The 23418-nt window shown below is 34.2% G+C and carries 20 protein-coding genes; 13 read left to right on the top strand and 7 right to left on the bottom strand.

What is annotated here, in order from left to right:
• The first annotated feature begins 1 nt into the window (after position 1).
• Positions 2–1042 (top strand): endonuclease/exonuclease/phosphatase family protein, encoded by a 1041-nt coding sequence (locus tag BK054_RS01815; RefSeq protein ID WP_071306888.1) that lies wholly within the window; start codon positions 2–4, stop codon positions 1040–1042.
• Between the two features lie 35 nt (positions 1043–1077).
• On the opposite strand, the gene BK054_RS01810 is transcribed toward BK054_RS01815, so the two are convergent.
• Both BK054_RS01810 and gldJ read right to left on the bottom strand, forming a co-directional pair.
• Positions 1078–2379 carry a UDP-N-acetylmuramoyl-tripeptide--D-alanyl-D-alanine ligase gene (locus BK054_RS01810; protein WP_006267031.1) on the bottom strand — a complete coding sequence of 434 codons (1302 nt, stop codon included), beginning with the start codon at positions 2377–2379 and terminating at the stop codon, positions 1078–1080.
• A gap of 68 nt (positions 2380–2447) precedes the next feature.
• On the bottom strand, positions 2448–3968 hold the full coding sequence (gldJ, locus tag BK054_RS01805; RefSeq protein ID WP_006267032.1) for a gliding motility lipoprotein GldJ: 1521 nt from the start codon (positions 3966–3968) through the stop codon (positions 2448–2450).
• 640 nt (positions 3969–4608) lie between these two features.
• On the opposite strand from gldJ, the gene porV reads away from it, so the two are divergent.
• The 4 genes from porV (at position 4609) to BK054_RS01785 (ending at position 8528) form a co-directional block, all read left to right on the top strand.
• On the top strand, positions 4609–5748 hold the full coding sequence (gene porV, locus BK054_RS01800) for a type IX secretion system outer membrane channel protein PorV (protein WP_006260274.1): 1140 nt from the start codon (positions 4609–4611) through the stop codon (positions 5746–5748).
• Between the two features lie 81 nt (positions 5749–5829).
• Positions 5830–6312 carry a cytidine deaminase gene (locus tag BK054_RS01795; RefSeq protein WP_006260273.1) on the top strand — a complete coding sequence of 161 codons (483 nt, stop codon included), beginning with the start codon at positions 5830–5832 and terminating at the stop codon, positions 6310–6312.
• 238 nt (positions 6313–6550) lie between these two features.
• Positions 6551–7948, top strand: coding sequence for a hemolysin family protein (locus tag BK054_RS01790; protein WP_006260272.1), 1398 nt, complete (start codon positions 6551–6553; stop codon positions 7946–7948).
• 160 nt (positions 7949–8108) lie between these two features.
• Complete coding sequence (locus BK054_RS01785; RefSeq protein WP_006267033.1) at positions 8109–8528, top strand: GNAT family N-acetyltransferase; 420 nt, start codon at positions 8109–8111, stop codon at positions 8526–8528.
• Positions 8529–8556: 28 nt separating this feature from the next.
• Here BK054_RS01785 and BK054_RS01780 read toward each other — a convergent pair whose 3' ends face one another.
• On the bottom strand, positions 8557–9702 hold the full coding sequence (locus BK054_RS01780; RefSeq protein WP_006267034.1) for a multidrug effflux MFS transporter: 1146 nt from the start codon (positions 9700–9702) through the stop codon (positions 8557–8559).
• A gap of 84 nt (positions 9703–9786) precedes the next feature.
• Between BK054_RS01780 and BK054_RS01775 the strand changes: the two genes are divergently transcribed.
• Entirely contained in the window at positions 9787–10563 is a 777-nt protein-coding gene (locus tag BK054_RS01775; protein ID WP_006267036.1) for an AraC family transcriptional regulator, read from the top strand.
• Positions 10564–10575: 12 nt separating this feature from the next.
• A complete protein-coding gene (locus BK054_RS01770) occupies positions 10576–11154 on the top strand; it encodes a uracil-DNA glycosylase family protein (protein WP_006267037.1) in 579 nt (192 codons plus the stop codon).
• 7 nt (positions 11155–11161) lie between these two features.
• Here BK054_RS01770 and BK054_RS01765 read toward each other — a convergent pair whose 3' ends face one another.
• Together BK054_RS01765 and putP are read right to left on the bottom strand one after the other, a co-directional pair.
• Positions 11162–12343, bottom strand: a complete 1182-nt coding sequence (locus BK054_RS01765) for an MFS transporter (protein ID WP_006267038.1) — start codon at positions 12341–12343, stop codon at positions 11162–11164.
• 316 nt (positions 12344–12659) lie between these two features.
• A complete protein-coding gene (gene putP / locus BK054_RS01760) occupies positions 12660–14162 on the bottom strand; it encodes a sodium/proline symporter PutP (protein ID WP_006267039.1) in 1503 nt (500 codons plus the stop codon).
• Between the two features lie 460 nt (positions 14163–14622).
• Here putP and BK054_RS01755 point away from each other — a divergent pair, with 460 nt between their 5' ends.
• The gene (locus BK054_RS01755) at positions 14623–15012 is read left to right on the top strand and encodes a hypothetical protein (RefSeq protein ID WP_006260265.1); all 390 of its coding nucleotides are present in this window, start codon (positions 14623–14625) and stop codon (positions 15010–15012) included.
• Between the two features lie 317 nt (positions 15013–15329).
• On the opposite strand, the gene BK054_RS01750 is transcribed toward BK054_RS01755, so the two are convergent.
• Positions 15330–16070: a CDP-alcohol phosphatidyltransferase family protein gene (locus tag BK054_RS01750; protein WP_006260264.1), complete on the bottom strand. Its 741-nt coding sequence runs from the start codon at positions 16068–16070 to the stop codon at positions 15330–15332.
• A 579-nt stretch (positions 16071–16649) separates the two neighbouring features.
• Between BK054_RS01750 and BK054_RS01745 the strand changes: the two genes are divergently transcribed.
• Both BK054_RS01745 and BK054_RS01740 read left to right on the top strand, forming a co-directional pair.
• On the top strand, positions 16650–17771 hold the full coding sequence (locus BK054_RS01745) for a DUF4105 domain-containing protein (protein WP_006267041.1): 1122 nt from the start codon (positions 16650–16652) through the stop codon (positions 17769–17771).
• A gap of 28 nt (positions 17772–17799) precedes the next feature.
• Entirely contained in the window at positions 17800–18537 is a 738-nt protein-coding gene (locus BK054_RS01740) for a tyrosine-protein phosphatase (protein WP_006267042.1), read from the top strand.
• A 73-nt stretch (positions 18538–18610) separates the two neighbouring features.
• Here BK054_RS01740 and BK054_RS01735 read toward each other — a convergent pair whose 3' ends face one another.
• Entirely contained in the window at positions 18611–19000 is a 390-nt protein-coding gene (locus tag BK054_RS01735) for a DUF1573 domain-containing protein (RefSeq protein WP_006260260.1), read from the bottom strand.
• Positions 19001–19230: 230 nt separating this feature from the next.
• Here BK054_RS01735 and BK054_RS01730 point away from each other — a divergent pair, with 230 nt between their 5' ends.
• The 3 genes from BK054_RS01730 (at position 19231) to BK054_RS01720 (ending at position 23322) form a co-directional block, all read left to right on the top strand.
• Positions 19231–21864 (top strand): valine--tRNA ligase, encoded by a 2634-nt coding sequence (locus BK054_RS01730; protein WP_006260259.1) that lies wholly within the window; start codon positions 19231–19233, stop codon positions 21862–21864.
• Positions 21865–21935: 71 nt separating this feature from the next.
• Positions 21936–22571 carry a TatD family hydrolase gene (locus tag BK054_RS01725; protein WP_006267043.1) on the top strand — a complete coding sequence of 212 codons (636 nt, stop codon included), beginning with the start codon at positions 21936–21938 and terminating at the stop codon, positions 22569–22571.
• A gap of 34 nt (positions 22572–22605) precedes the next feature.
• Positions 22606–23322, top strand: a complete 717-nt coding sequence (locus BK054_RS01720; RefSeq protein ID WP_006260257.1) for a ThiF family adenylyltransferase — start codon at positions 22606–22608, stop codon at positions 23320–23322.
• Positions 23323–23418 lie beyond the last annotated feature (96 nt).

Genomic DNA, 23418 nt, shown 5'->3' with positions numbered 1-23418 from the left:
TATGAAGAACCTATCTTGGTTTAATAAGTTTGTATTTGGTATCAATATACTAATGGCGATTATGTCATTAGTAGGGTATTTTTTGCCTTTTTTAGCACCGAAGTTATTTCCTTTATTATCTGTGTTTACGCTAGTACTACCTTTCTTTTTGATTATTAATCTAGCGTTCTTTATCTATTGGTTAATTCAATTAAAAAGGCAAATATGGTTGTCTTCTTTAATTCTAGTACTTGGGATTACTTTCGCTAATAAGTTTTATAAGTTCTCAGGTAGAAATGTGGAAGTTGGAGAAAAGGAATTCACTTTAATGAGTTATAATGTTCGTCTTTTTAACTTGTTTAATTGGATTCCAGATGAGCATGTTCCTGATAAGATAAAAGAGTTCGTAGATCTACACGATCCTGATGTATTGTGCTTTCAAGAATATTCTAAGAATACAAATATAAAGTTCAGCCAATATCCTTATAAATTCATTACTTCACATGGGAATAAGATAAAAACAGGACAGGCTATTTATTCTAAGTTTAGAATTATAGATAAGGGAGAGATTAACTTACCTAGTTCTAATAACAATGTGATTTTTGCAGATATTCTAAAAGATCAAGATACAATAAGAGTGTATAGTATTCACTTGCAATCTATAAGTATTAGCCCTGATATCCACGAGAGTATTGATGAGGCTAAGTCTAAGCTAATCGTTAATCGTATAGCAAAGGCATTTAAAGAACAGCAGATGCAATCCGAGTTAATAGAATCTCATATGAATGATGTGTCTATCCCTAAGATTATCTGTGGAGATATGAATAATAGTGCATTCTCGTATGTGTATAGGAATATTAGAGGGAATTTAAATGATGCATTCGTAGAAGGGGGAACAGGATTTGGTAAGACGTATGACTTCGCTTATCCGATGCGTATTGACTATGTGTTCGTAGATCCTCGTATTCATGTCAAGTCATTTAAGACTTATCCAGAGTTTAAAAATTCGGATCACTTCCCGTTAATTACAAGATTGGAAATCGATAGCCAAGAAGATAAATAAAAAAGAGCTTAAATAATTATTTAAGCTCTTTTTTGTTATATTAAGTCTAAGGTTCTTTCTAGTGCTATCCCTCTTGATCCTTTAATCAAGATTAGCTTATTCTTAAATACTTCGTTAGAATGGTCAAGAATATGTTGTTTAAACAAGTCAAACGTTTCGAAGAAGTGTATGTCTTCTTGTGTGACATTAATAGATGCTTTAAAGAACTCTCTTCCTATAAAGTATGCTGTTTTATTTTTAACATCACTTAATCTAGTCACGATATCTTTGTGCTCTTTATAACCTTCTTTTCCTAGCTCAAGCATATCTCCTAAGACGAATACTTTATCGCGTTGATCATTTAGTTGATCAAAGTTAGTCAATACAGCGTCCATACTGCTAGGATTAGCATTATAAGCATCTAATAAGATCATAGAGTTATCTTTAGTAATCCACTGTGATCTATTATTAGTAGGGATATAGTGTTCTATGGCTTCTTTAATATCGTTTAAATCCACATTGAAGAATTGACCGATAGTTAATGCAGCAGCTATATTAGTCGCGTTATAGATTCCTGTAAGGTTAGAGTTAATTACCTCTCCTTTATAGTATACTGTAGCGTTAGGTTGAGCTTCTAATTGTTCAATAACGATATCAGCAGAGGAATCTGTACCAAAAGTATAACGGCTGAAGGTCATTGTTTTTGCATCTTGTCTAGGGTCATCTAAGTTGACAAAAGCTGTTTTATAGTTATCTTCTAAATAGTCATATAATTCGCTTTTAGCCTTAATAACCCCTTCAAACCCACCAAATCCATCTAAATGTGCTTTTCCAAAGTTAGTAATGTACCCAAAGTCAGGATCAGCTAACTCACATAAGAAAGCTATTTCTTGTTTGTGGTTAGCCCCCATTTCTATAATACCTAAGTCTGTCTCTTCTGTAAGTGAAAGTAATGTAAGCGGCACACCAATATGGTTGTTTAGGTTTCCTTTAGTAGCCGTTATTTTATATTTTTTGCTTAGTACTGTAGCGATAAGTTCTTTAGAAGTAGTCTTTCCATTACTACCTGTTAGCGCTATAATAGGTAAGCCTAGTTGTTGTCTATGGTGTTTAGCTAACTGTTGTAAAGCTCCTAAGGCATCTGGTACATAAAGCATTTTAGCTGGATCAGTAATCAGCTTTTTATTGTCCATAATCACAAAGGCAGCCCCTTTATTAAGTGCGTCTTGAGCAAACTCGTTAGCATCAAAGTTATCTCCTTTTAATGCGAAAAAAAGAGAGTTAGGATGTATGTTTCTAGTATCAGTAGATACACCATCACACTGTAAAAAACATTGGTAAATTTCAGTAATATCCATGAATCAAAAGTATAAAAAAAAGCCCTAATACAATTAGGGCTTTTGAAAAAAGAATATTTTAAAATATGTTAATTCTTCGTTTTTCGCTTATCTGATTTAGGACCTACTTTAGTCATTACTAATCTGAATCCAATATAATCTGTAGCTTGATCTTCTGGGAAGAATCTTCTAGTAGCAGGGTCTAACCAATATGCTCTATCTTTCCATGAACCTCCTTTTATAACACGAGATTTCTCATCATAAAGAGTAACTTTTTTAATTGGTTTAGGACCTTCTCCTTTTATTTTACCACCTAAACCTGTCTGGATATTGTCATCAAATATAGAAGGGTCTAATTCTTCTTGAGCAATTTGTCCAGGTAGATTGCGAACTCTTAATTTACCAGTGCTTAATGTATCAAACTTCACAGTTTCATTTGTTGTAATTTCGATTTTACCATCAGCACCTATTTTGTTTTTATAGTAAACATTTCCTTTATAGAAGTTGAAGTCAGTGTCGTTTAGATCAATAGTTGGGTCATAAACGTCAGCTACCCATTCAGCAACGTTACCAGACATGTCATATAAACCGAAATCATTAGGAGGGTATGATTTTACTGCATTAGTAATGTCTCCATTGTCAGTAGACCACCCCGCTATACCACCATAGTCACCACGACCTTGTTTATAGTTAGCATATTTAGTGTTCTGAACGATTGGTTTCCCTTTTTTGCGTTTGCTGCTTTTATCCCAAGGATATTTTTTACGTCCTTTATAGTTGTTGTACTCTCTGTTACCTACTAATCCTATAGCAGCGTATTCCCATTCAGCTTCTGTAGGAAGTCTAAACTGTGAGGTAAACAAACCAGAGTTTTGAGTAGCGTATAAGTTGCGATCACCTTCTTGTGCTTTGTTTCCTTTTCCTTTATAAGCGATATCGCTATTCCCTCCATAAACAGATTCTGGAGAGATAAGGTAAGTATCTGTGCTAAAGTGAGCATCAGATCCTGCTTCAAGAATTTTAGCATCTTTCTTTAAATAACCTGCTTTTTCTAGTGCTAATTCGTTAACACGATCAGTTCTCCATTTAGCATAATCATTTGCTTGTACCCAAGTAACACCCACTACAGGATAGTTAGCATAAGCAGGGTGTCTTAAGTAGCTAGTGATAAGTGATTCGTTGAACCCAGAAGGACCTCTCCATACTGTCGTATCAGGAATAGCACTTTTATAAATCTCTTGATATAATTCATTGTTTTGAGGATATACAGTACGCAACCAATATAAGTATTCATTATACATGATATTGGTAGTTTCTGTTTCATCCATATAAAACGATTGTACGTACATTTCTTTAGGATTGTTATTCCAATCAGCAAGGATATCCTCTTGTATACGTCCCATTGTAAATGTACCTCCTTCTACAGCAACCATTCCTTTAGGAGTACGTTGTTCGTATTTGGTGTTGTATTGAAAACCACCTTTACTATCATTGATTTTCCAACCAGTAGCCGTTGATACGTTGCTGTTTGAATTTCCACAACTCGTAATACTAGCAGCAACTAATATACCTGCCAGTAATCGAAAGTTTAAAAGTTCTTTAATCTTCATCTCGTTATAAATGGATATAAAATTGTACGCAATTTAATAATTAACGTTTAATTAGCAATGTGAATACTTTCATTTAATCGAAAAAGTATCAATAATTTTTATTTTTTAATAAGCAATTACACTTATAACGTCTAAAAGTATTTTGTATTGCTTAACAAAAAAATAATTGTTTTGTATAAAGTCATACTTTATACGCAGTGCAAATGTAGTTCGAATTACTTAAATGCCATACAAAATAATTGACAATATAAGGAGAAGATTGCTTGTTCTCTCTTGTGAATTTGCTTTTGTTTCTATGTTTAATTAAGTAATTATAATGCAAAAATGTACTGTAATAAGATTAATACCAAAAATTAGAAGTAGATTCTTTTAATAGTATAAAAATGGGGGTGAATATCTTTGAATTATACAAGGAATAGCCCTTAGTTTGAGTAAAAATAGTATTAAGTTTACTTTGTATAAGATACGTGAAAAAGAATTAAAATGTTGATGGTCAAAGTTTCTTGTAGAGTAAGGTATATATTTCGTTTATAATGAAGATCAAAATAATAATTGTTGTTTTTATAAGTTATAATAATAGCTAGAGTCAGATTTTAGTAATGTTAAAAAGATTATATTTGTGAATCTTAAAAAAATAAAGATGAAAAAAGTTACAGCCTTATTTCTTACTGTTTTAGCGGGGCAGTTTATATACGCTCAGAAAGTAGTAAGACCTATAACTACTGGAGTACCTTTCTTATTAATATCTGGAGATGCGAGATCATCAGGGATGGGAGACATCGGGGTTGCGACTTCTAGTGATGTGTTTTCTCAACAACACAATGCCGCGAAGTATGCATTTGCTACGCAAGCACAAGGATTTTCTGTAAATTATAGCCCTTATATGTCTAAAATTAGTAGCGATATGGCTTTAGGTCAATTAACCTATTTTAATAAATTCAATGAACGTAGTGCTATTGGAGCAAGTTTACGTTATTTTGGAATGGGTGAAATGGAGTTTAGAGATAGTTATCAATCGAGTTCAATTATAAAAAAGCCTAATGAGTTCGCTGTAGATATTTCTTATTCATTGAAATTAAGTGACCGCTTTGGTATGGCAGTAGTGGGACGTTTCATCAACTCTAATCTTAGAATGCCGGAACTAGATGGATCTAACTCTATGGCGAGTCAAGTAGCTGTAGATATAGCAGGTTTCTACGAATCAGATGTAATTAGATTTAGTACTTTCGATGGTAGATGGAGAGCTGGATTTAATATTCAAAACTTAGGGCCTAAGATAAAATATGAAGATGAGCAGTATGGATCTTTTCTTCCTGCTAACTTAAAGTTAGGAGGTAGTTTTGATTTTATTATTGATCAACAGAATACATTAACTATCTCAGGAGAACTTAATAAGTTATTAGTTCCGACACCACCAGAATATAGAAATGATCCAGAAGCGTTAATCGAGTATAATGATACTGGATGGCTTAAAGGAGTGTTTAAATCATTTGGAGATGCGCCTAATGGGTTTAGTGAAGAACTGAAAGAAGTAGCATGGTCTCTAGGAGCAGAATATTGGTATGACAATAAATTTGCTTTTAGAACAGGATACTTCCACGAAAGTCCAGAAAAAGGAGCTAGACAGTATGCAACTTTAGGAGCAGGTTTTAAATATAATATGATGGCTATAGACCTATCGTATTTATTTTCAACATCAAAAATAAATAACCCAATGGAGAATACACTGCGATTCTCATTAACATTCGATTTAGGTAGAAAAACTTATCGAAGAGGTTAAAAAAAATAGTATATTTGTATTGAATCCAAACCATCCCCAATAAGATGCGTTTGGATTTTTTATCTCTAATAGTCAAGGATTATGAAAAAAATTGAAATCGTAACAACGTTCTTAGAATATGATTCAATAGCAGAATTAGAACAAAAAGATCAAGAGTTAATGAATAGGGCTGTAGAAGTGAGAAAGAAGGCTTATGCTCCTTATTCTAAGTTTAGAGTAGGTGCAGCTATCTTATTAGAAGACGGAACTATCGTAGTGGGGTCTAATCAAGAGAATGCGGCTTTCCCATCAGGATTATGCGCTGAGCGTACAGCTATCTTTTATGTTGGGGCTAATTATCCAGATCAGAGAATCTTAAAGATAGCTATTTCTGCATCATCAGATTTAAAAGTTACGAGTACTCCAATCCCTCCATGTGGAGCGTGTAGACAAAGTATTTTGGAATATGAGACAAAACAAGACTCTGCTATAGAAATGTTCTTTATGGGAGCAGAAGGTAAAGTGTGTTACTCTCCTTCGTTAGTAAATATCTTGCCTTTTCATTTTGATAAAGACTCTATGTAAAAGATGTAAAAAAAGAGCTAATCGCATTTATTTTGTTAAGTGAGTTTCGATTTGTACTATAACATTAGTGCAAAGTTGACTATATTTATAAGCATTGTGATATTTTTTAAAAATTAGTAAATATTGATAGATACTGTGTCAATTAAATTATTAATTTTGATACGAGATTTATATCACAATGATATAAACCTTAAGCCATTAAAAAATATTTAACCATTGGCTTTTTTTAATTCTTAAAATGGATACATACGCCCAGATCATTACAATGTTGGCTGGTTCTAACATTGTACACGAAGAGATTTCAGTAGGTAAATTATTACTTACTTTATTTTTAGTTTTCTTAAACGGTTTTTTCGTTGCAGCAGAGTTTGCAATTGTGAAAGTTCGTACTTCTCAAATAGAAGTTCATCAAGAACTAAATTCTAAAGTAGCAGGTATTGCTAAGAATATTGTTTCTAATCTTGATGCATATTTAGCAGCTACACAATTAGGTATTACCCTTGCTTCACTAGGGTTAGGATGGGTTGGAGAAAGCTCATTAACACCTGTTATTATGTATTTGTTTGAAATCTTTGGTTTCACTGGACCTGAATGGTATGGTGTAGCTAAGAGTGTTTCATTTCCAGTAGCCTTTGCTATTATCACAATATTACATATTGTTTTTGGTGAATTAGCACCTAAATCACTAGCTATTCACTTCCCAACGAAGACGACATTTACTATAGCACTTCCATTGCGTATATTCTATTTCGTATTTAGACCTATTATTTGGTTGATGAACGGTTTAGCTAATGGTATATTGCGTATTGTAGGTATTAGTCCAATTCACGGAGCTGATATTCATACAGAAGAAGAGCTTAAGATGATTATTACTGAGAGTCAAGAAGGAGGAGCTATTGAAGAAACAGAGCGTGTTCTGATTCAGAATGTATTCGACTTTGATGACAGACGTGTAAATAATATTCAAAGCCTACGTAAAAATGTCTCAGCTATCGAGATTAATACAAGTGTAATAGAGGCTATCGATTATGCAATCAATGAAGGATATTCTCGTTTTCCAGTATATGAAGATAACTTAGATAATATTAAAGGTGTTATTTATACAAAAGACTTGATGAAAGCAATGATTCAAGATAAGAGTAACACTGATCTAGCTTCATTACTACGTGAACCTATTTATATCTCTGAGAATGCACTTATTAAAAATGTATTAAAACAATTCCAAGCAAAACACTTACAGATGGCTATTGCTACCAATGAAGTAGGAGAGTTTACAGGTATTGTGACTATGGAAGATATTCTAGAGGAATTGGTAGGAGAGATCCAAGATGAATATGACAATGAAGAACCTGTAGTACAGAGTATGGGAGAAGGTAGATATGTAGTTAGTGCACATTATAATTTATCTGATATTAATAGACTAGTACCTGTTAAGTTTGAAGAAAGTGAGCACTATGATACACTTGCAGGTTTAATCAGTGAAGAGTGTCCTGATGACGAGTTTAAAGTAGGAGATATTATAAGACTTGATGACTACGAAGGAAAAATACTTAAGATGTATCGCAATTCAGTAGAGCAAGTGGAGTTAAGCCTTTTAACTAAAGAACAGAAGGAAGAACAATCAGAAGATAAATAATTATAAAGGACAGTATTCGTACTGTCCTTTTTTTGTAGGTTATCATTTGAGTAATTCATTTAGTCATTGTATTGCTACAATTTATCACATTCTAATCAAACGATTAGGAAGAGAATAACAGCAATTATATATTTGTTTATCTAAAAAGATTAAAGAAGATATGAGATATAAGATTTGTTATGATATAATAGAACCAGAAGACTATATCAATATGCGTATAACCTGCGGTCTATCTGAAAAGAGAATTATGGCAGCTGTGATTGGTCTTGCTAATTCTCTATGCTGTGTGTCGATACTAGATACAGAGAATAATGATAAGTTCGTAGGAATGGGAAGATTAGTAGGTGATGGTGGATGTCATTGTCAGGTTGTAGATATTTGTGTATTACCAGAGTACCAAGGACAAGGATTAGGTAAGTTAGTAATGACTACATTGACAGAATTTATTAATGATAATCTACCAGAGTCATGCTATGTAAACTTAATAGCAGATGGTGAAGCTTATAAGTTATATGAGCATTATGGTTTTAAAGAAGTATGGCCTCTCTCTAGAGGAATGGGGTATGTCAAGAAGAATTAAGAAAATGAAAGACGACTTTATAGCAAGGCTATAAAGTCGTCTTTTTGCTTTTAATAAGTAGTGAAACTAAGATCGCTATAGTAGCAAAACTAATCATTACGACAGTGATATTAGGCATAGTACTACTAATGTATAAACCTGTACCAATCAAGATATAATACAATAATCCGAATAAAGCACTAGCTGTACCTATGGACGATTTGTATTGTAGTAAGGCTTGACTAAGGATATTAGGAATCGCTATCCCGAATGCAGTTACAATAAATACCATCGGGATTAGAAAGTAAAGCGTATTTCCTATTAGAATTAACACTAAAGCATTCACAATAGCTATAGTTGCTGCAATCTTCATTAAGGTAATGGGTAAATATCCTCTCTCTAGTAATTTCTTGTTTAGAGAGCTTCCTATAAAAGAACCTGCCGCTAGTACAATACCACTATATCCATATACTGTTGGGCTTAATCCTTCTTGTTCAAATATAAAAGGAGCAAATGAGTAATAACTAAAAAGAAGAACATTGTAAGCCATGACTAACAAAGCATATTTCCACAATAGAGAGTCAGTGTACATCGTCTTAGCTAAGGCTATTATTTTATCTAAGGTAATATTGTCAGTATGTTGTTTAGTTTCTTTTAAGGAGAAGAAGGATGTGCTGAATAGTAGTATTGCCAACGTTGCTAGTACTGTGAATACTCCCCAATAGCCAAATTGATTGGATAGAATTCCTCCCATTAGTAATCCTATAACAGGGCTTACTGATAAGGCGATTCCCATAATAGAAAATACTTTAGCTAGTTCTACTCCAGTATAACTGTCTCTCATCATCGTTTGTGTAATCACTGATCCTACAGCTATACCAAAGGCAGCAATAAACCTTGCGATAAGTATTGTTTCAAAATTAGTAGCAAGCAAGGCTAACACAGAAGCAAGAGTATACGTTATTAGCCCGCTTAGCATCGCTTTTCTTCTACCGATATAATCACTTAGTATTCCCCAAAAGATAACTCCAAGTGCAAAGGCTATAAAGTAAATACTTATCGTTAGCAATGTAGTCTCCTTCGTTACATCAAATGCTTTAGCTAAATGCGTTAAGGCAGGACTGTAGATGGTCTCCACGAATTGGGGGAACATCATCAGTACAATCATTAGCGCTAAACTGTTTTTTGTCTTCATTGTTTTTAATTTTTGACAAAGGTCTTTAGAATTTGTAGTACCTTTATAATACTATAAACTCATTAAATACCGGTTTAAAGACAAATGGCATATCTGCATTCAGAACAAGAATTTCATCCAGAACAAATAGACTTACCTGTTATAGGTTTAGCATCTGATTTAGTTCAGCATGATTCTGGTTTTCATCAGCACGATGAACACCAGCAACTTCTCTATGCACCTAGTGGATGTATGACTCTATTGACTGATGATACACAGGTGATTCTACCACCTACACGTATGTTGATTATACCTGCAAGGTTATCTCATCGCGTGTTCTTTAGAAATGTAGTTGCTTATCGTTCTATCTACTTTACTGCGAAAGAGCAGTTGTGGACAGCTGATACAATCAAAGTATTAGAGGTCAACCCTCTATTAGAGCAGTTAATAGAACGAATATGTTTTTGGGAATGGAAGACTTATACTGATGAGCAGTTTGCTATAGTTAAGGTGTTTAGCAATGAATTAAACGCAGCCCATATAGAAGATTATCATCTGAAGATACCCGAAGATACGAGACTAAAAGATACTATTCGACAGTTTATTATGGAGAAAAGAGTTCCTCCATTTCTCAAGGACTTAACCCAAGAGGTAGGGGCTAGCGAGAAGACTATTTCTCGTATCTTTAAGAAAGAAACAGGGATGGTTTATCAAGATTGGAGATTGCAATGGAAGTATTACCGCTCTCTGGAGTTGTTGGCTGAGGATATGACTATTTCAGAGGTAGCAGATGTATTGGAGTTTTCGTCAGATAGTGCGTTTATAGAGTTTTTTAAAAAGCACGCAGGTATTACCCCACATCGATATTTAATAGGACAGTAAATAGAAGAAGGTATGGATTGTTTTGATGAGTTATTAAGTGATATTAAGGCTTGTAAGATATGTGAAAAAGAACTACCTCTAGGAGCGAATCCTGTGGTATTATCTAGTGTACAGTCAAAAATCATTATTATAGGTCAAGCACCTGGATTAAAAGTACATCTATCAGGTATTCCTTTTAAAGATAAAAGTGGCGAACAACTGCGTCAATGGCTAGGAGTGACAGAAGAGGAGTTCTACGATACGGCTAACTTCTCTATTATTCCTATGGGGTTTTGTTATCCAGGCAAAGGAAAGAATGGTGACTTACCTCCTAAGAAAATATGTGCTCCCACATGGCATGCTCAGTTGTTAGACCAATTAACTTCTGTGAAGCTTATTTTGTTAATCGGAAAATACGCTCAAGATTATTATTTAAAGACTAATGATTCACTGACAGAGAATGTAAATAACTTCCACGAGTATTTACCTACTTATTTTCCATTACCTCATCCTTCTCCGAGAAATAATATCTGGAAAGCAAAGAATAGATGGTTTGAACAAGAGGTTATACCTATATTACAGCACCAAGTCAAATTAATCTTAAAGAAGTAGTATTTCCTTATGCCTTACTTGTGAAGGAAAGTTGTTTTCTAAACATCATATAGACTAAACTCAAGATAATAACTACTGCACTAGCATACATAATGGTAGGGATATTAGTGATATTATCTTTATAATACCACCCTGCTAAGAAAGCACCTCCACCGACACCAGCCTCTAGAGCGATGTACATAGTAGATACAGCACGCCCTCTTTGATCAGGTTGACTGAAGTCTATTGTCCAGGCATTTAATGCTGGAGATAAGATACCTAAAGAGATACCGTATATAAATGCACCTAGGTATAGCCCATTAGTAGATTTGTAGAATGCTATAATAGCTAGAGAGATAATCAGAAGTATTAATCCAATATTGATGATTAAGACACGTCCATATTTGTCAGATACTTTACCAGCGACAAATCTTACTAGTAGAGAAGAAATAGTAAAAATCATAAAGAAAATCCCTTTATTCTCTAAGCCTAAATGTCCAGTCCAGTCAGGGATTAGCGTAAGAATAACTCCATAAGCGATGTAAGACATAAAAGTCACAAAAGCTGCAGGGAATACCCCTAAGTCAAAGATGTCCTTGCCTGATATTTTTAGTAATTTAAAAGAGAACTTTTCTTTTACTTGTAAGGTCTCTTTCATGTTCATTAAGATCACAATAGAAAGTAGAGCAAAAGCAGATGAAGTATAGAATAGAAAGTCTATAGAGGTGTACATCTTTATGGTACTACCGATGGCTGGGCCTATAGCCATACCTGTACTAAAGCTAATGCCGTGTAGTCCTAATGCTTCTCCCCATCGCTCTTTAGGTACGATATCAGCTACATAAGCTGCCGTAGCTGTAGGCTTGAACCCTGTAGAGAATCCATGTAATAATCGCAAGAATAAAAAGCCGGATACTGTAGTAAGAATAGGGTATAATAAGCTACACACAAAACATACTATCGAGCCTATAGCCATGATAGGCACACGACCTATCTTATCTGTTAGTTTACCACTAAAGGGTCTAGAGATACCTGCAGTGATTGTAAATAGACCGATGATTAGCCCTTTGTATTCTGCTCCACCTAGTCCTGAGAGGTAATCAGGTAGCTCAGGTATAAGCATATTAAAACTAGCAGAGAATAGTAAAGAACTTAAACATACTAGTATAAACTGAGTATTGTATATAGGGTGTGAATTAAATCTAGACACGTATTATCGTTTTTATGAGGTGCAAAGTTATTGGTTTACATTTTCTTGTACAATGTTAATCTTATGTTGTTCATATAACCCCAGAATCAACATTAGCCAAATACTACAAAGCAATTCTACTTCATAGCTCTTTCATTAGCTCTATAACCATACTATAGTATGCTGAAATCGCTAATTCAGACCTATCTTGTATAATTACTTTTCGTTTATCTGCCTATTGCTGATTCTGGGATAAACAAAAAACTCTAGGTATATAACATCTTTTATCGTTGTTATATACCTAGAGTTTAGGGTATAATAAATAGATTTTATCTAATTACTTTTCTTTGTGATATAAAGCATCAGCAGTGTCAAACTTCTCTATCATTTCAGTAGACGCTTGTTTTCCATAGTTAGATACTAAGTAGATCGCAATCGAACTAAATAAGAATCCTGGAATAATTTCGTATACCGTATCTCCGAATAGAATAGGCCATACGATTACAGTTACCGCTCCTACTAATACTCCTGCGAAAGTTCCCATACCTGTTGTTTTTCTCCAGAATAGAGTGAATAAGATAGCAGGACCAAATGCAGCTCCAAAACCAGCCCAAGCATGTGCTACCAAAGCAAGAATTTTACTATCTGGATCGTACGCGATTATGATTGCGATTAAAGCGATTAGTAGTACAGCAAATCTTCCTGTCCATACTAGCTCTTTTTGGCTAGCACTTCTTCTGAAGTAAGCTTTGTAGAAGTCTTGCGTAAGTGTACTAGACGACATTAATAGCTGCGCACTTAATGTACTCATTACTGCAGCTAGAATAGCCGAAAGTAAGACACCTACTACCCAAGGGTTAAATAATTGTTTGATTAGCTCTATGAAGATCATTTCATTGTCTTTGTTTACTACACCCGCTATCTCTGGATGTTTGTAGTAGTAGCTAATTCCTAAATAACCTATCGTTACAGCTCCTCCTAGACATAATGTCATCCATGACATTCCTATACGTCTAGCATTCTTCATTGTCTTCACGCTATCAGCAGCCATAAAGCGTGCTAAGATATGTGGCTGTCCGAAGTACCCAAGTCCCCATGCAGCAGCACTAACAATAGCGATAAAGCTTACATTATGTGTTAGACTTGAATACGAAATATTAGTAGCAATAGCAGCTTCGTTCGTATAAGTAGTGATAGCATCCCATCCTCCCATATATAGGATAATCATCACAGGAGTCAAGATTAACGCAAATAGCATTAAAGTAGCCTGAATCGTATCACTCCAGCTTACTGCTAAGAATCCACCGATGAAGGTATACGCTATCGTAGCTAAAGCCCCTAGATATAACGCATTGATATACTCCATGTGGAATAGCGTTTCGAATAATCTAGCACCAGCTACCATACCAGACGCACAGTATATCGTGAAGAAGATTAGGATAGTTACAGCAGATACTGTTTTTACTAATTGACCATCTTTTCCAAATCTGTTGTGGAAGAAGTCTGGTAATGTCAGTGCATTATTATTGATTTCTGTGTGTACACGCAGACGACCAGCTACTAACTTCCAGTTGTAGTATGCACCGATAATTAAACCGATCGCAATCCAGCTCTGAGATAAACCTTTACCAAAAATAGCACCTGGCAATCCCATTAGTAGCCATCCAGACATATCTGATGCTCCTGCTGATAAAGCTGTTACTACTGGACCAAAACTACGTCCTCCTAAGATGTAGTCAGAAAAGTCCTTTGTGCGTAAATACGCAATTACACCTATTCCTAACACAACCACTAAATAAATGGAAAATGTTATAATAGTTGGATCTATATTTTCAAACATATTGTTGTTATTTTTTTGCTAAATTTATTTAATTATTTTAAATAATACAATGAATAGCCAGATTATTTAGTTTAATTACGAATAGTGTATTTTAGTATTCTTCTTTTTTGATTTGATTTTTTATATAATAATTATTTAAAAATGAAATAATTACACATTATAGAGAACTTCATCTATTATAATATTCTTTTTTTAAAGAAGATAAATTACAAGAAGTGGTTATGTCTCGTTCATCAATATTGATAATGTAAGACATTATACTTTTTCTTTGCTATATTCTGAGAGAATAGACTTTTATATGGATAGTATTATAAAGAAGTTAGCTATAGGACAACACTCCATATGTGTTAGTTGTCACTTTAGGTATAGTGTCTTTATAAAAGTTTTATTTGATAACAATTGTTATCGCGCTTCTTTAGACAGTGTTTTACTTTCGTATTTGTAATTTAAGAAATGAAATATGACCAATAAAGAATTGATAAAAGACTGTTTTGTAAATCTATTAGAGAGTCCTCAGTATCGTCCAGAAGTGATAGCTACCTATTTTTCTACTGATTATATCCAATGTGTTGATGGAAAGAGACTAGACTACACCATTTTTAGTAATCATATTAAAAAATTAAAAGAGGTAACCGAGAGACTGTCTATTACCTTTAATTATATGGCAGAAGAGGGAAATCTTGTTTTTACTAATCACAGTGTTTCAGTATATAGAAATGATGGCTCTGTGAGTAAGGTAAAAGTAATTGCAACTTTTGTAATAGAAAATGAGAAAATAGTATTCTGTGATGAGTTAACGCTTCATGAAGAAGGAAAACATGATGATGCTAACCTTGGTTCTATGGTGTAAAAAAAACAATAAAAAAAGCCCTATACAAAGGGGGTAAGGTGTATAGGGCAAAAAAGTAGTATGAAAAAAAAGTTTGTAATAAAGTTTTCAATAAGTGTGCCAATGACTAGTGTTTTAGAGGTAAAGTGACTGTTTTATAGTCAATTGCTCATATTGTGATTATTGCTGTTTTGGATAGTTGTATAAATGAGAATAATAATTATTCAATAAAGAATTGGCATAAAAAAGGGGCAACATAGTCATAAGGATGAAATAGTACACTTTTTAGATATAGACCAAATGAAAAACGCTATCTGGAGAGATAGCGTTTCTTATTTTTAGTTAGTAGTTTGCTTTTTTGTCATATTCATGATGATAGATAGTAAGATATATACTAGTATAATAATAGGTATAGCTAGATATAATAGAGTAGCTAGTAGTACTAATGATAGTAGCATAAATCCTATCTGAAGTTTATAAGCTCCTAGATTATTAGGCTTGATTTTTAATGAGAACAATGGAAGTTCTGCATTCATGATGATAGCACTTAAGATACTGATCACCACTAATAAGTAAGGATTGCTTAATAAGGAGATAATCTCTTCTGATTTAGTCGTAGAGATAATCATTGGGATACTTAAGATGAATAGAGCATTACCTGGTGTAGGTAATCCGATAAACGAATCAGTCTGTCTAGTATCGATATTAAATTTGGCTAATCTATACGCAGCTCCTAATGTGATGATAAACCCTAAGTATGGAACTACTCCCATATAGTAGGTCTCAGGGGTAAGGTTATAGATCTCTTGGTTTTCTTGAATATTAGCTAGCATTTTATAAACTACTAATCCTGGAACTACTCCACTAGTCACCATATCGGCTAGTGAGTCTAACTGTAATCCCATTTCACTTTTTACATTAAGGATACGTGCTACAAAGCCGTCCCAATAGTCAAAAAAGATTCCTATACATACCCATAAGAAAGCCATGTGTATATTATCATCAAATGCATACACTAACGCAATTAATCCTGAAAGTAAGTTTAATAAAGTGATAGCATTAGGAATGTGTTTTTTCATAACTGAAATTTGTTTGTTTATATAAACTCTATAACGGTTTACTTGTATTTATTGATACAAATGTATCATAAAGTTACTAATTTTTATAGTGTTTATAAGGATTACTTTAGATAATGCCATTTATCTTTATAGATGTTTTATTATTTGATGTACTCTATTTAGGTAACTAAACGTTTATTAGATATTTAATATCTTTGATATATACAGGACAGGCTACATTAGATAAATATAATTATAGGATAAACACAGTTATGATTAGTACTATACTTATAGTAGGACGAGATGGGTTTTAGTTGCATTGAGTCCGTAGTGAGTCCGTTATGAGTCCGTAGTGAGTCCGTTTTATAGCTAGTTTTAACGGAGTTATCATGGAGGTATTGTGTTGAGATCATTTAGTTCTTGCGAAGAAGATAGGAAGATGAGAGGAGCAGTAGCAGATGAGACGCTACGTTTTAACTGTGGTACAAGAAGGTTATTCATAAATAGTTTAGAGTGTATGTTTTTATTGTAAATCAAAGATTAGTAAAGTATTTTTGTAAAGAGCAAATAGAACGCTTAGTTATAAATCAAGAAGAATAGATGACAAAGAAAATTATATATCTGCTTTTCTGCCTTTTTGTAGTGCAGATGGCTTTCTCTAAAGAACGACCACTCTCTGATAGAGCAGAGATTAGTGTACTTACTTGTGGTACGGGAGATGAGTTGTATTCACTATTCGGGCATACAGCGATACGCGTAAGTGATCCTTTTGAGGGGATAGATAGGGTATATAATTATGGAATGTTTGATTTTAGAACACCTAATTTTTATGGAAAGTTCGTAAAGGGAGATCTTTTATACTACGCAGATTATTCTACCTATAGAAACTTCATTGGGAGTTATGTATATGATAATAGAGCTGTTTATGAGCAAGTATTAGATTTGACTTCAACTCAGAAAGAGGAGGTGTGGCAAAAGCTAAACGAATCCTTAGAAGAGGAGAATAAGTTTTATGTATATAAATTTATAGATCAGAACTGTACTACTAAGGTGGTGGATATAATTAATAGTAGTATAGCGACACCTGTAAAAGTAGATGTAGAAGGAAATACAGATACTTATAGAACTATCTTAAACTCGTATCTGAATAAGAGGTACTTCGAGATGCTAGGGATTAATTTAATATTCGGTTCTAAGGTAGATGCTCATTCTACTTTACTGTTTTTACCAGATAAGTTTATGCAAGGATTAGCAGAGACTAAAGTCAACGGAAAACCTTTGGTTCCTGAGACAGTGACTGTTTTTGAGCCAGAAGTATCTACGGAGAAATCAGGTATAAGTGTGAACTCTATGTGGTTCTTTAGTCTTGTCGTTTTAGTGTTAGCAGGATTAATGACTCAGAGAGGCGTTAGAAGTGTATATTTTGTCATCTTAGGACTGTTAGGTATTTTCTTCTTTGCCGTAGGGTTTTACTCTCTTCATGGTGAACTGTTAAGTAATAATACAGTGCTACTGTGTAGTCCTATATTCTTAATCTTACCTTTTATAAGAAAGAATGTCAAGATAGCTAAGTTGCTTCAGTTGTTAACTTTAGTTTGTGTAATTTTGTATATCGTATTGAATATTACTAGCGAAAAGTTATTAGTTACTTTGCCATTAGTATTGTTGACTCTTGTGAGTTTGGCTATAGAAATGCGTATCGCTAAGAAGTATAACAAGTAGACCTAATCAGAAAAAATAATATAAAGATATGTTCGGATTATTTAAATCTAAACCAGAGCTTAAAACATTAATTCCAAATAATTATGTAGATATTCACTCTCATTTAATGTTTGGTATTGATGATGGGGCGCAGACTAAAGAGGATACAAAGACTATTATAGAGTCTATGAAAGCGATGGGCTTTGACCAAGCGATTACCACTCCACATACTACACCACTAGTATGGGATAATACTAAAGAAGGAATCTTATCTAAATATGATGAGGTGTTAGAGGTACTACCTACAGAGGCGGAGTCTCTTCAGCTGAGAGTGGCTTCTGAGTATATGATGGATGAGAGTTTCTTACAGCGCATTCATTCAGAGAAGCTATTGACATTAAAAGATAACTATGTATTAGTAGAGATGTCGTATATCAACCCACCTATACAATTAATGGATATTTTATTCCATTTAAAATCGAATGGGTATGAGATTATCTTAGCGCATCCAGAGCGTTATAACTTCTATCACAAGAATACAGAAATGTATAAGAAGCTTAAAAAATCAGGGTGTAAGTTTCAGATGAACTTATTGTCTACTACAGGATACTATGGAAGTCATGTATTAGAGGCTGCAAACTATCTGTTGAACAATGATATGATAGACTTCGTAGGATCTGATATCCACCATACCAAACATATCAAGGGCTTTGATGCTAAAATACAAATTAAAGAAGTGAAGAACTTCGAGAAAGCAATTGCTAATAATATCTTCTTTAAGAAATAAAGAATTGCTTATCGTATAAAATAAGAAAGGGATCGCGTGAGCGATCCCTTTTGTTTTTCTGTCTATTTTCTGATTAGTTGTTTACAACTTCACCTTTGATGCGTAGTGCTACTACACCGTTAGTATAGTTCACAGCATTAGATTCTACAGTGATAGTTCTACTGATTTTACCAGGAGCCATATTATACTGTACGTCTATTTTACTTTTTTGACCTGGTAAAATAGGTTCTTCAGGTTTAGAAGGTACTGTACATCCACATGTAGATCTTACAGCTGTAATGATTAATGGCTCATCACCAACGTTAGTAAACTCAAAAGTTCTAACTCCATTATCTTTCCCTCTTACAACAGTACCGTAATCGATAGTATTGTTCTCTGCTTTAAACTCGATTTTTGGTCCTTTTTGTGCGAATGTTACTGCACTTGTCAAAACCAAAACTAATAATGCTAAAATGTTTTTCATTATTTTTCTATTTGTTGTTTTGTAAAATTAAAAACTTTAGGAATACTCGCAAATAAAAATAAACATTTAAAGTAATGTGTTATCTTTTGTAATTACATAGTAATCCATATTTTTGCATAATACAAAGGTACGTAAAAAGAAAGAGTGCTTAGATTAAAATTTGATTAAAGTATTGTTATCTTTGGATGTGTCTTTAAAAAATGTTAAAAACAAGTAAAATTAATAAGTAAATGACAATTCCTGCACAATTTGACGCGAAGCAAGTAGAGCAAAAATGGTATGAGTACTGGATGGAGAATAATTTCTTCCACTCAACTCCTGACCACAGAGAGCCTTACACGATTGTAATACCACCACCGAACGTGACGGGTGTATTACACATGGGACATATGTTGAACAATACGATTCAAGATGTATTAATACGTCGTGCTCGTTTAAAAGGGCTTAACGCTTGTTGGGTACCTGGAACGGATCACGCCTCTATCGCTACTGAAGCTAAAGTCGTCGCAAAATTGAGAGAGCAGGGTATCAATAAAAACGATTTAACACGCGAAGAATTCTTAGCACATGCTTGGGAGTGGAAAGAAGAGTACGGAGGAGTAATCTTAGATCAGCTTAAGAAATTAGGTTGTTCTTGTGATTGGGATCGTACGAAGTTCACTATGGACCCAGAGATGTCTGAGCAAGTGATAAAAGTATTTGTTGACCTATATAACAAAGGATTAATCTATAGAGGGTACCGCATGGTAAACTGGGATCCTGAAGCGAAGACTACTCTATCTGATGAGGAAGTAATCTATGAAGAGCGCCAAGGGAAGTTATACCATCTAAAATATCAAATAGAAGGATCTAATGACTATCTAGTAATAGCGACTACACGTCCAGAGACTATCTTAGGAGATTCTGCTATCTGTATTAACCCTAATGATGAACGCTATACACACCTAAAAGGTAAAAAGGCTATCGTACCGATCTGTAATAGAGTGGTGCCTATCATCTTCGACGAATATGTAGATATGGAGTTCGGTACAGGATGTCTTAAAGTGACTCCTGCTCACGATGTGAATGATAAGGATCTAGGAGAGAGACATAACTTAGAGATTATAGATATCTTTAATGCTGATGCTACACTGAATGAATTAGGATTACACTACGCTGGTAAAGACCGTTTTGTAGTTCGTAAAGAGATAGAGGCAGAGTTAAAATCTATCGGAGCTTTAGACAAAGTAGAGAACTATATTAACAATGTAGGTACTTCTGAGCGTACAAAAGCTGTTATAGAACCAAGACTTTCTGATCAGTGGTTCCTTAAGATGGAAGAGTTAGCTAAGCCTGCTTTAGATGCGGTATTAGAAACAGAAGATGTAAAGTTATACCCAAGTAGATATAACAATACTTATAGAAGCTGGTTAGAGAATATCCGCGATTGGAATATCTCTCGTCAGTTATGGTGGGGACACCAGATACCTGCATTCTACTATGGAGCTGGTAAAGAAGACTTCGTAGTAGCTGAGAATATCGAAGCTGCTGTAGAATTAGCTAAAGTAAAATCAGGTAATGCTGCTTTGACTGCTGCTGATTTAAAACAAGATGAAGATGCACTAGATACATGGTTCTCTTCTTGGATTTGGCCAATGTCTGTATTTAACGGAATTACACAGCCAGAGAATGAAGAGTATAACTACTATTATCCAACGAATGACTTAGTGACTGGTCCAGATATTATCTTCTTCTGGGTAGCACGTATGATTATGTCTGGATATGAGTACACTGGTAAGAAACCATTTACGAATGTTTACTTCACAGGTATCGTAAGAGATAAACAACGTCGTAAGATGTCTAAGTCATTAGGAAACTCTCCTGATGCACTAGGATTAATCGATAAGTTCGGTGCTGATGGTGTACGTGTAGGATTATTATTATCTGCGTCTGCTGGTAACGATATTATGTTTGACGAGGAGTTATGTGCTCAAGGTAAAGCTTTCACAAATAAGGTATGGAATGCATTCCGTCTAATCAAAGGATGGGAAGTGTCTGAGACATTAGCACAACCAGAATCTGCTAAAGTATCATTAGCGTGGTACGAAGCGAAGTTACAGAGTGCATTAGTAGAGATAGAAGATCACTTCTCTAAATACAGAATTTCGGATGCGTTAATGACGATCTATAAATTAGTATGGGATGACTTTTGTTCTTGGTTCTTAGAAATGATTAAACCAGGATACCAACAGCCAATAGACAAAGCTACTTTTGACAAGACTATCGAGTTATTAGAAGCGAACTTGAAGTTGTTACATCCATTTATGCCATTCTTATCAGAAGAGATTTGGCAACATATTAATGAGCGTACTGCTGCTGCAGCATTAGTAGTATCTTCATGGCCAGAGATGAAATCATTTGATGAGAACTTGATTAAAGAGTTTGAATTCGCTACTGAAGTTATCGCTGGTATCCGTACAATCAGAAAAGACAAGAATATTTCGTTTAAAGAAACGATAGATTTAAAAGTAATCAACAACGAGAAAACATCTACATACTTCGACAGTATCATCTCTAAATTAGGTAACGTAGTTGCTATAGAGTATGTAACAGAGCAAGTAAGTGGTGCACTATCTTACCGTGTGAAATCTAATGAGTACTTCATTCCTGTAACAGGAAGTGTGAACTTAGAAGAAGAAATCGCTAAGTTAGAAGAAGAGTTGAAATACTTAAAAGGATTCTTGAAATCTGTACAAGGAAAACTATCAAACGAGAAGTTCGTTGGTGGTGCACCTGCTCAGGTTATCGAGAACGAAAGAAAGAAAGAGGCAGATGCTTTAGCTAAAATAGCAACTATTGAACACAGCTTAGCTGGATTAAAATAGTCTAGTATCTCTTAGATATAGAAGCCTCTAGTTAGTTTACTAATTAGAGGCTTTTTTTTATCTTCGTATGTATGAAAATCAATACACACACTCATCATATTACAGCACAGCAGGGGATAATAGAAATCATCAATCAGTATCCTCTGACAGTGGATAATACCCTTCCTACCTATACTGTTGGTATACATCCATGGTATATTCAGGAAGAGCGTTTAGAGGAAGAGTTAGCCTTGTTAGAAGAGCAGCTACAACAGCCAAATTGTTTAGCGATAGGAGAGTGTGGATTAGATAAGAAGATCAATATTTCGTTAAATCTACAGATAGAAGTATTTAAGAGGCAATTACTACTTGCAGAAAAGTATAAAAAAGCAGTAATTTTGCACGTCGTTTCGGCTTATCAAGAAGTTATACAGATAAAGAAAGAGTTACAGATTACGGTTCCTCTGATTATACACGGTTTTAATAAAAAAGAACAAGTAGCAGAGAGTCTGTGGAAGAATGGTTTTTATTTGTCTTTTGGCAAACACCTTATTTATAACGAGGCATTGAGAAGTACCTTCTTGAAAGTACCAAGAGAGCAGTTGTTTTTAGAAACAGATGATGCTAAGGAGATAACCATAGAGGACGTATATACTGTGGCAAGCGCATTAGATATGAATATAGAAGCGATCATAGAACAGAATTATAAAACAGTTTTTAATAGATAACATCAGTCTTAGATTGATATAATAAGTAGAATAAATGGCGATTTGGCAAGAAAGAGCAGAATTACTTTTTAAGGAAGAAGGATTGCAAAAACTAAAAGATGCGAAAGTATTAGTAGTAGGATTAGGAGGAGTTGGGTCATTTGCAGCTGAGTTTTTAGCTAGAGCAGGAGTAGGAAATATGACTATCGTAGATGGAGATACTGTAGATATTACGAATATCAATAGACAGTTACCCGCTTTACACTCTACGATTGGTATGCCAAAAGTGAAAGTTGTAGGAGATAGATTGATGGATATTAACCCAGAGCTTAACTTGATTCGTATAGAAGAGTTTATTTCTCCTGAACGTGCTCATGAGATTGTGACGGAGGACTTCGATTATGTATTAGATTGTATTGATAGTATTACACCTAAGATTAACCTTATTTTGGCAGCTAAACGCAAGAAGGTAAAAGTAATCAGTGCGATGGGAGCAGGAGGAAAGATGATGGCGAATAAGATTGTGATTAAAGATATCAGTAAGACAGATGTATGTCCACTAGCGAAGCAGATCAGAAAGCGCCTAAAGAAAGAAGGAATATCTTCTGGGGTAAAAGCGATCTTCTCTACAGAAAAACCTGATGAGAGTAGCTTAAAGATGACAGATGGTAGTAACTTTAAAAAGTCATTTTTTGGGACGAATAGCTGGATGCCAGCCTTGTTTGGTTTGAACTCAGCAGAACATGTAGTAAGATATATCTTATCGAAATAATAAAGTAAAAAGGCTGTAAATCAATTAGATTTACAGCCTTTTTTAGTAAGGGAAGAATTGCTATTATTTTGTTGTTGAACTGTTGTTTCCCTTATG

The sequence above is a fragment of the Myroides sp. ZB35 genome, from assembly GCF_001865835.1.
Classification (GTDB): Bacteria; Bacteroidota; Bacteroidia; order Flavobacteriales; family Flavobacteriaceae; genus Flavobacterium; species Flavobacterium odoratimimum.
This window is presented reverse-complemented; position numbering and strand designations above follow the sequence as displayed.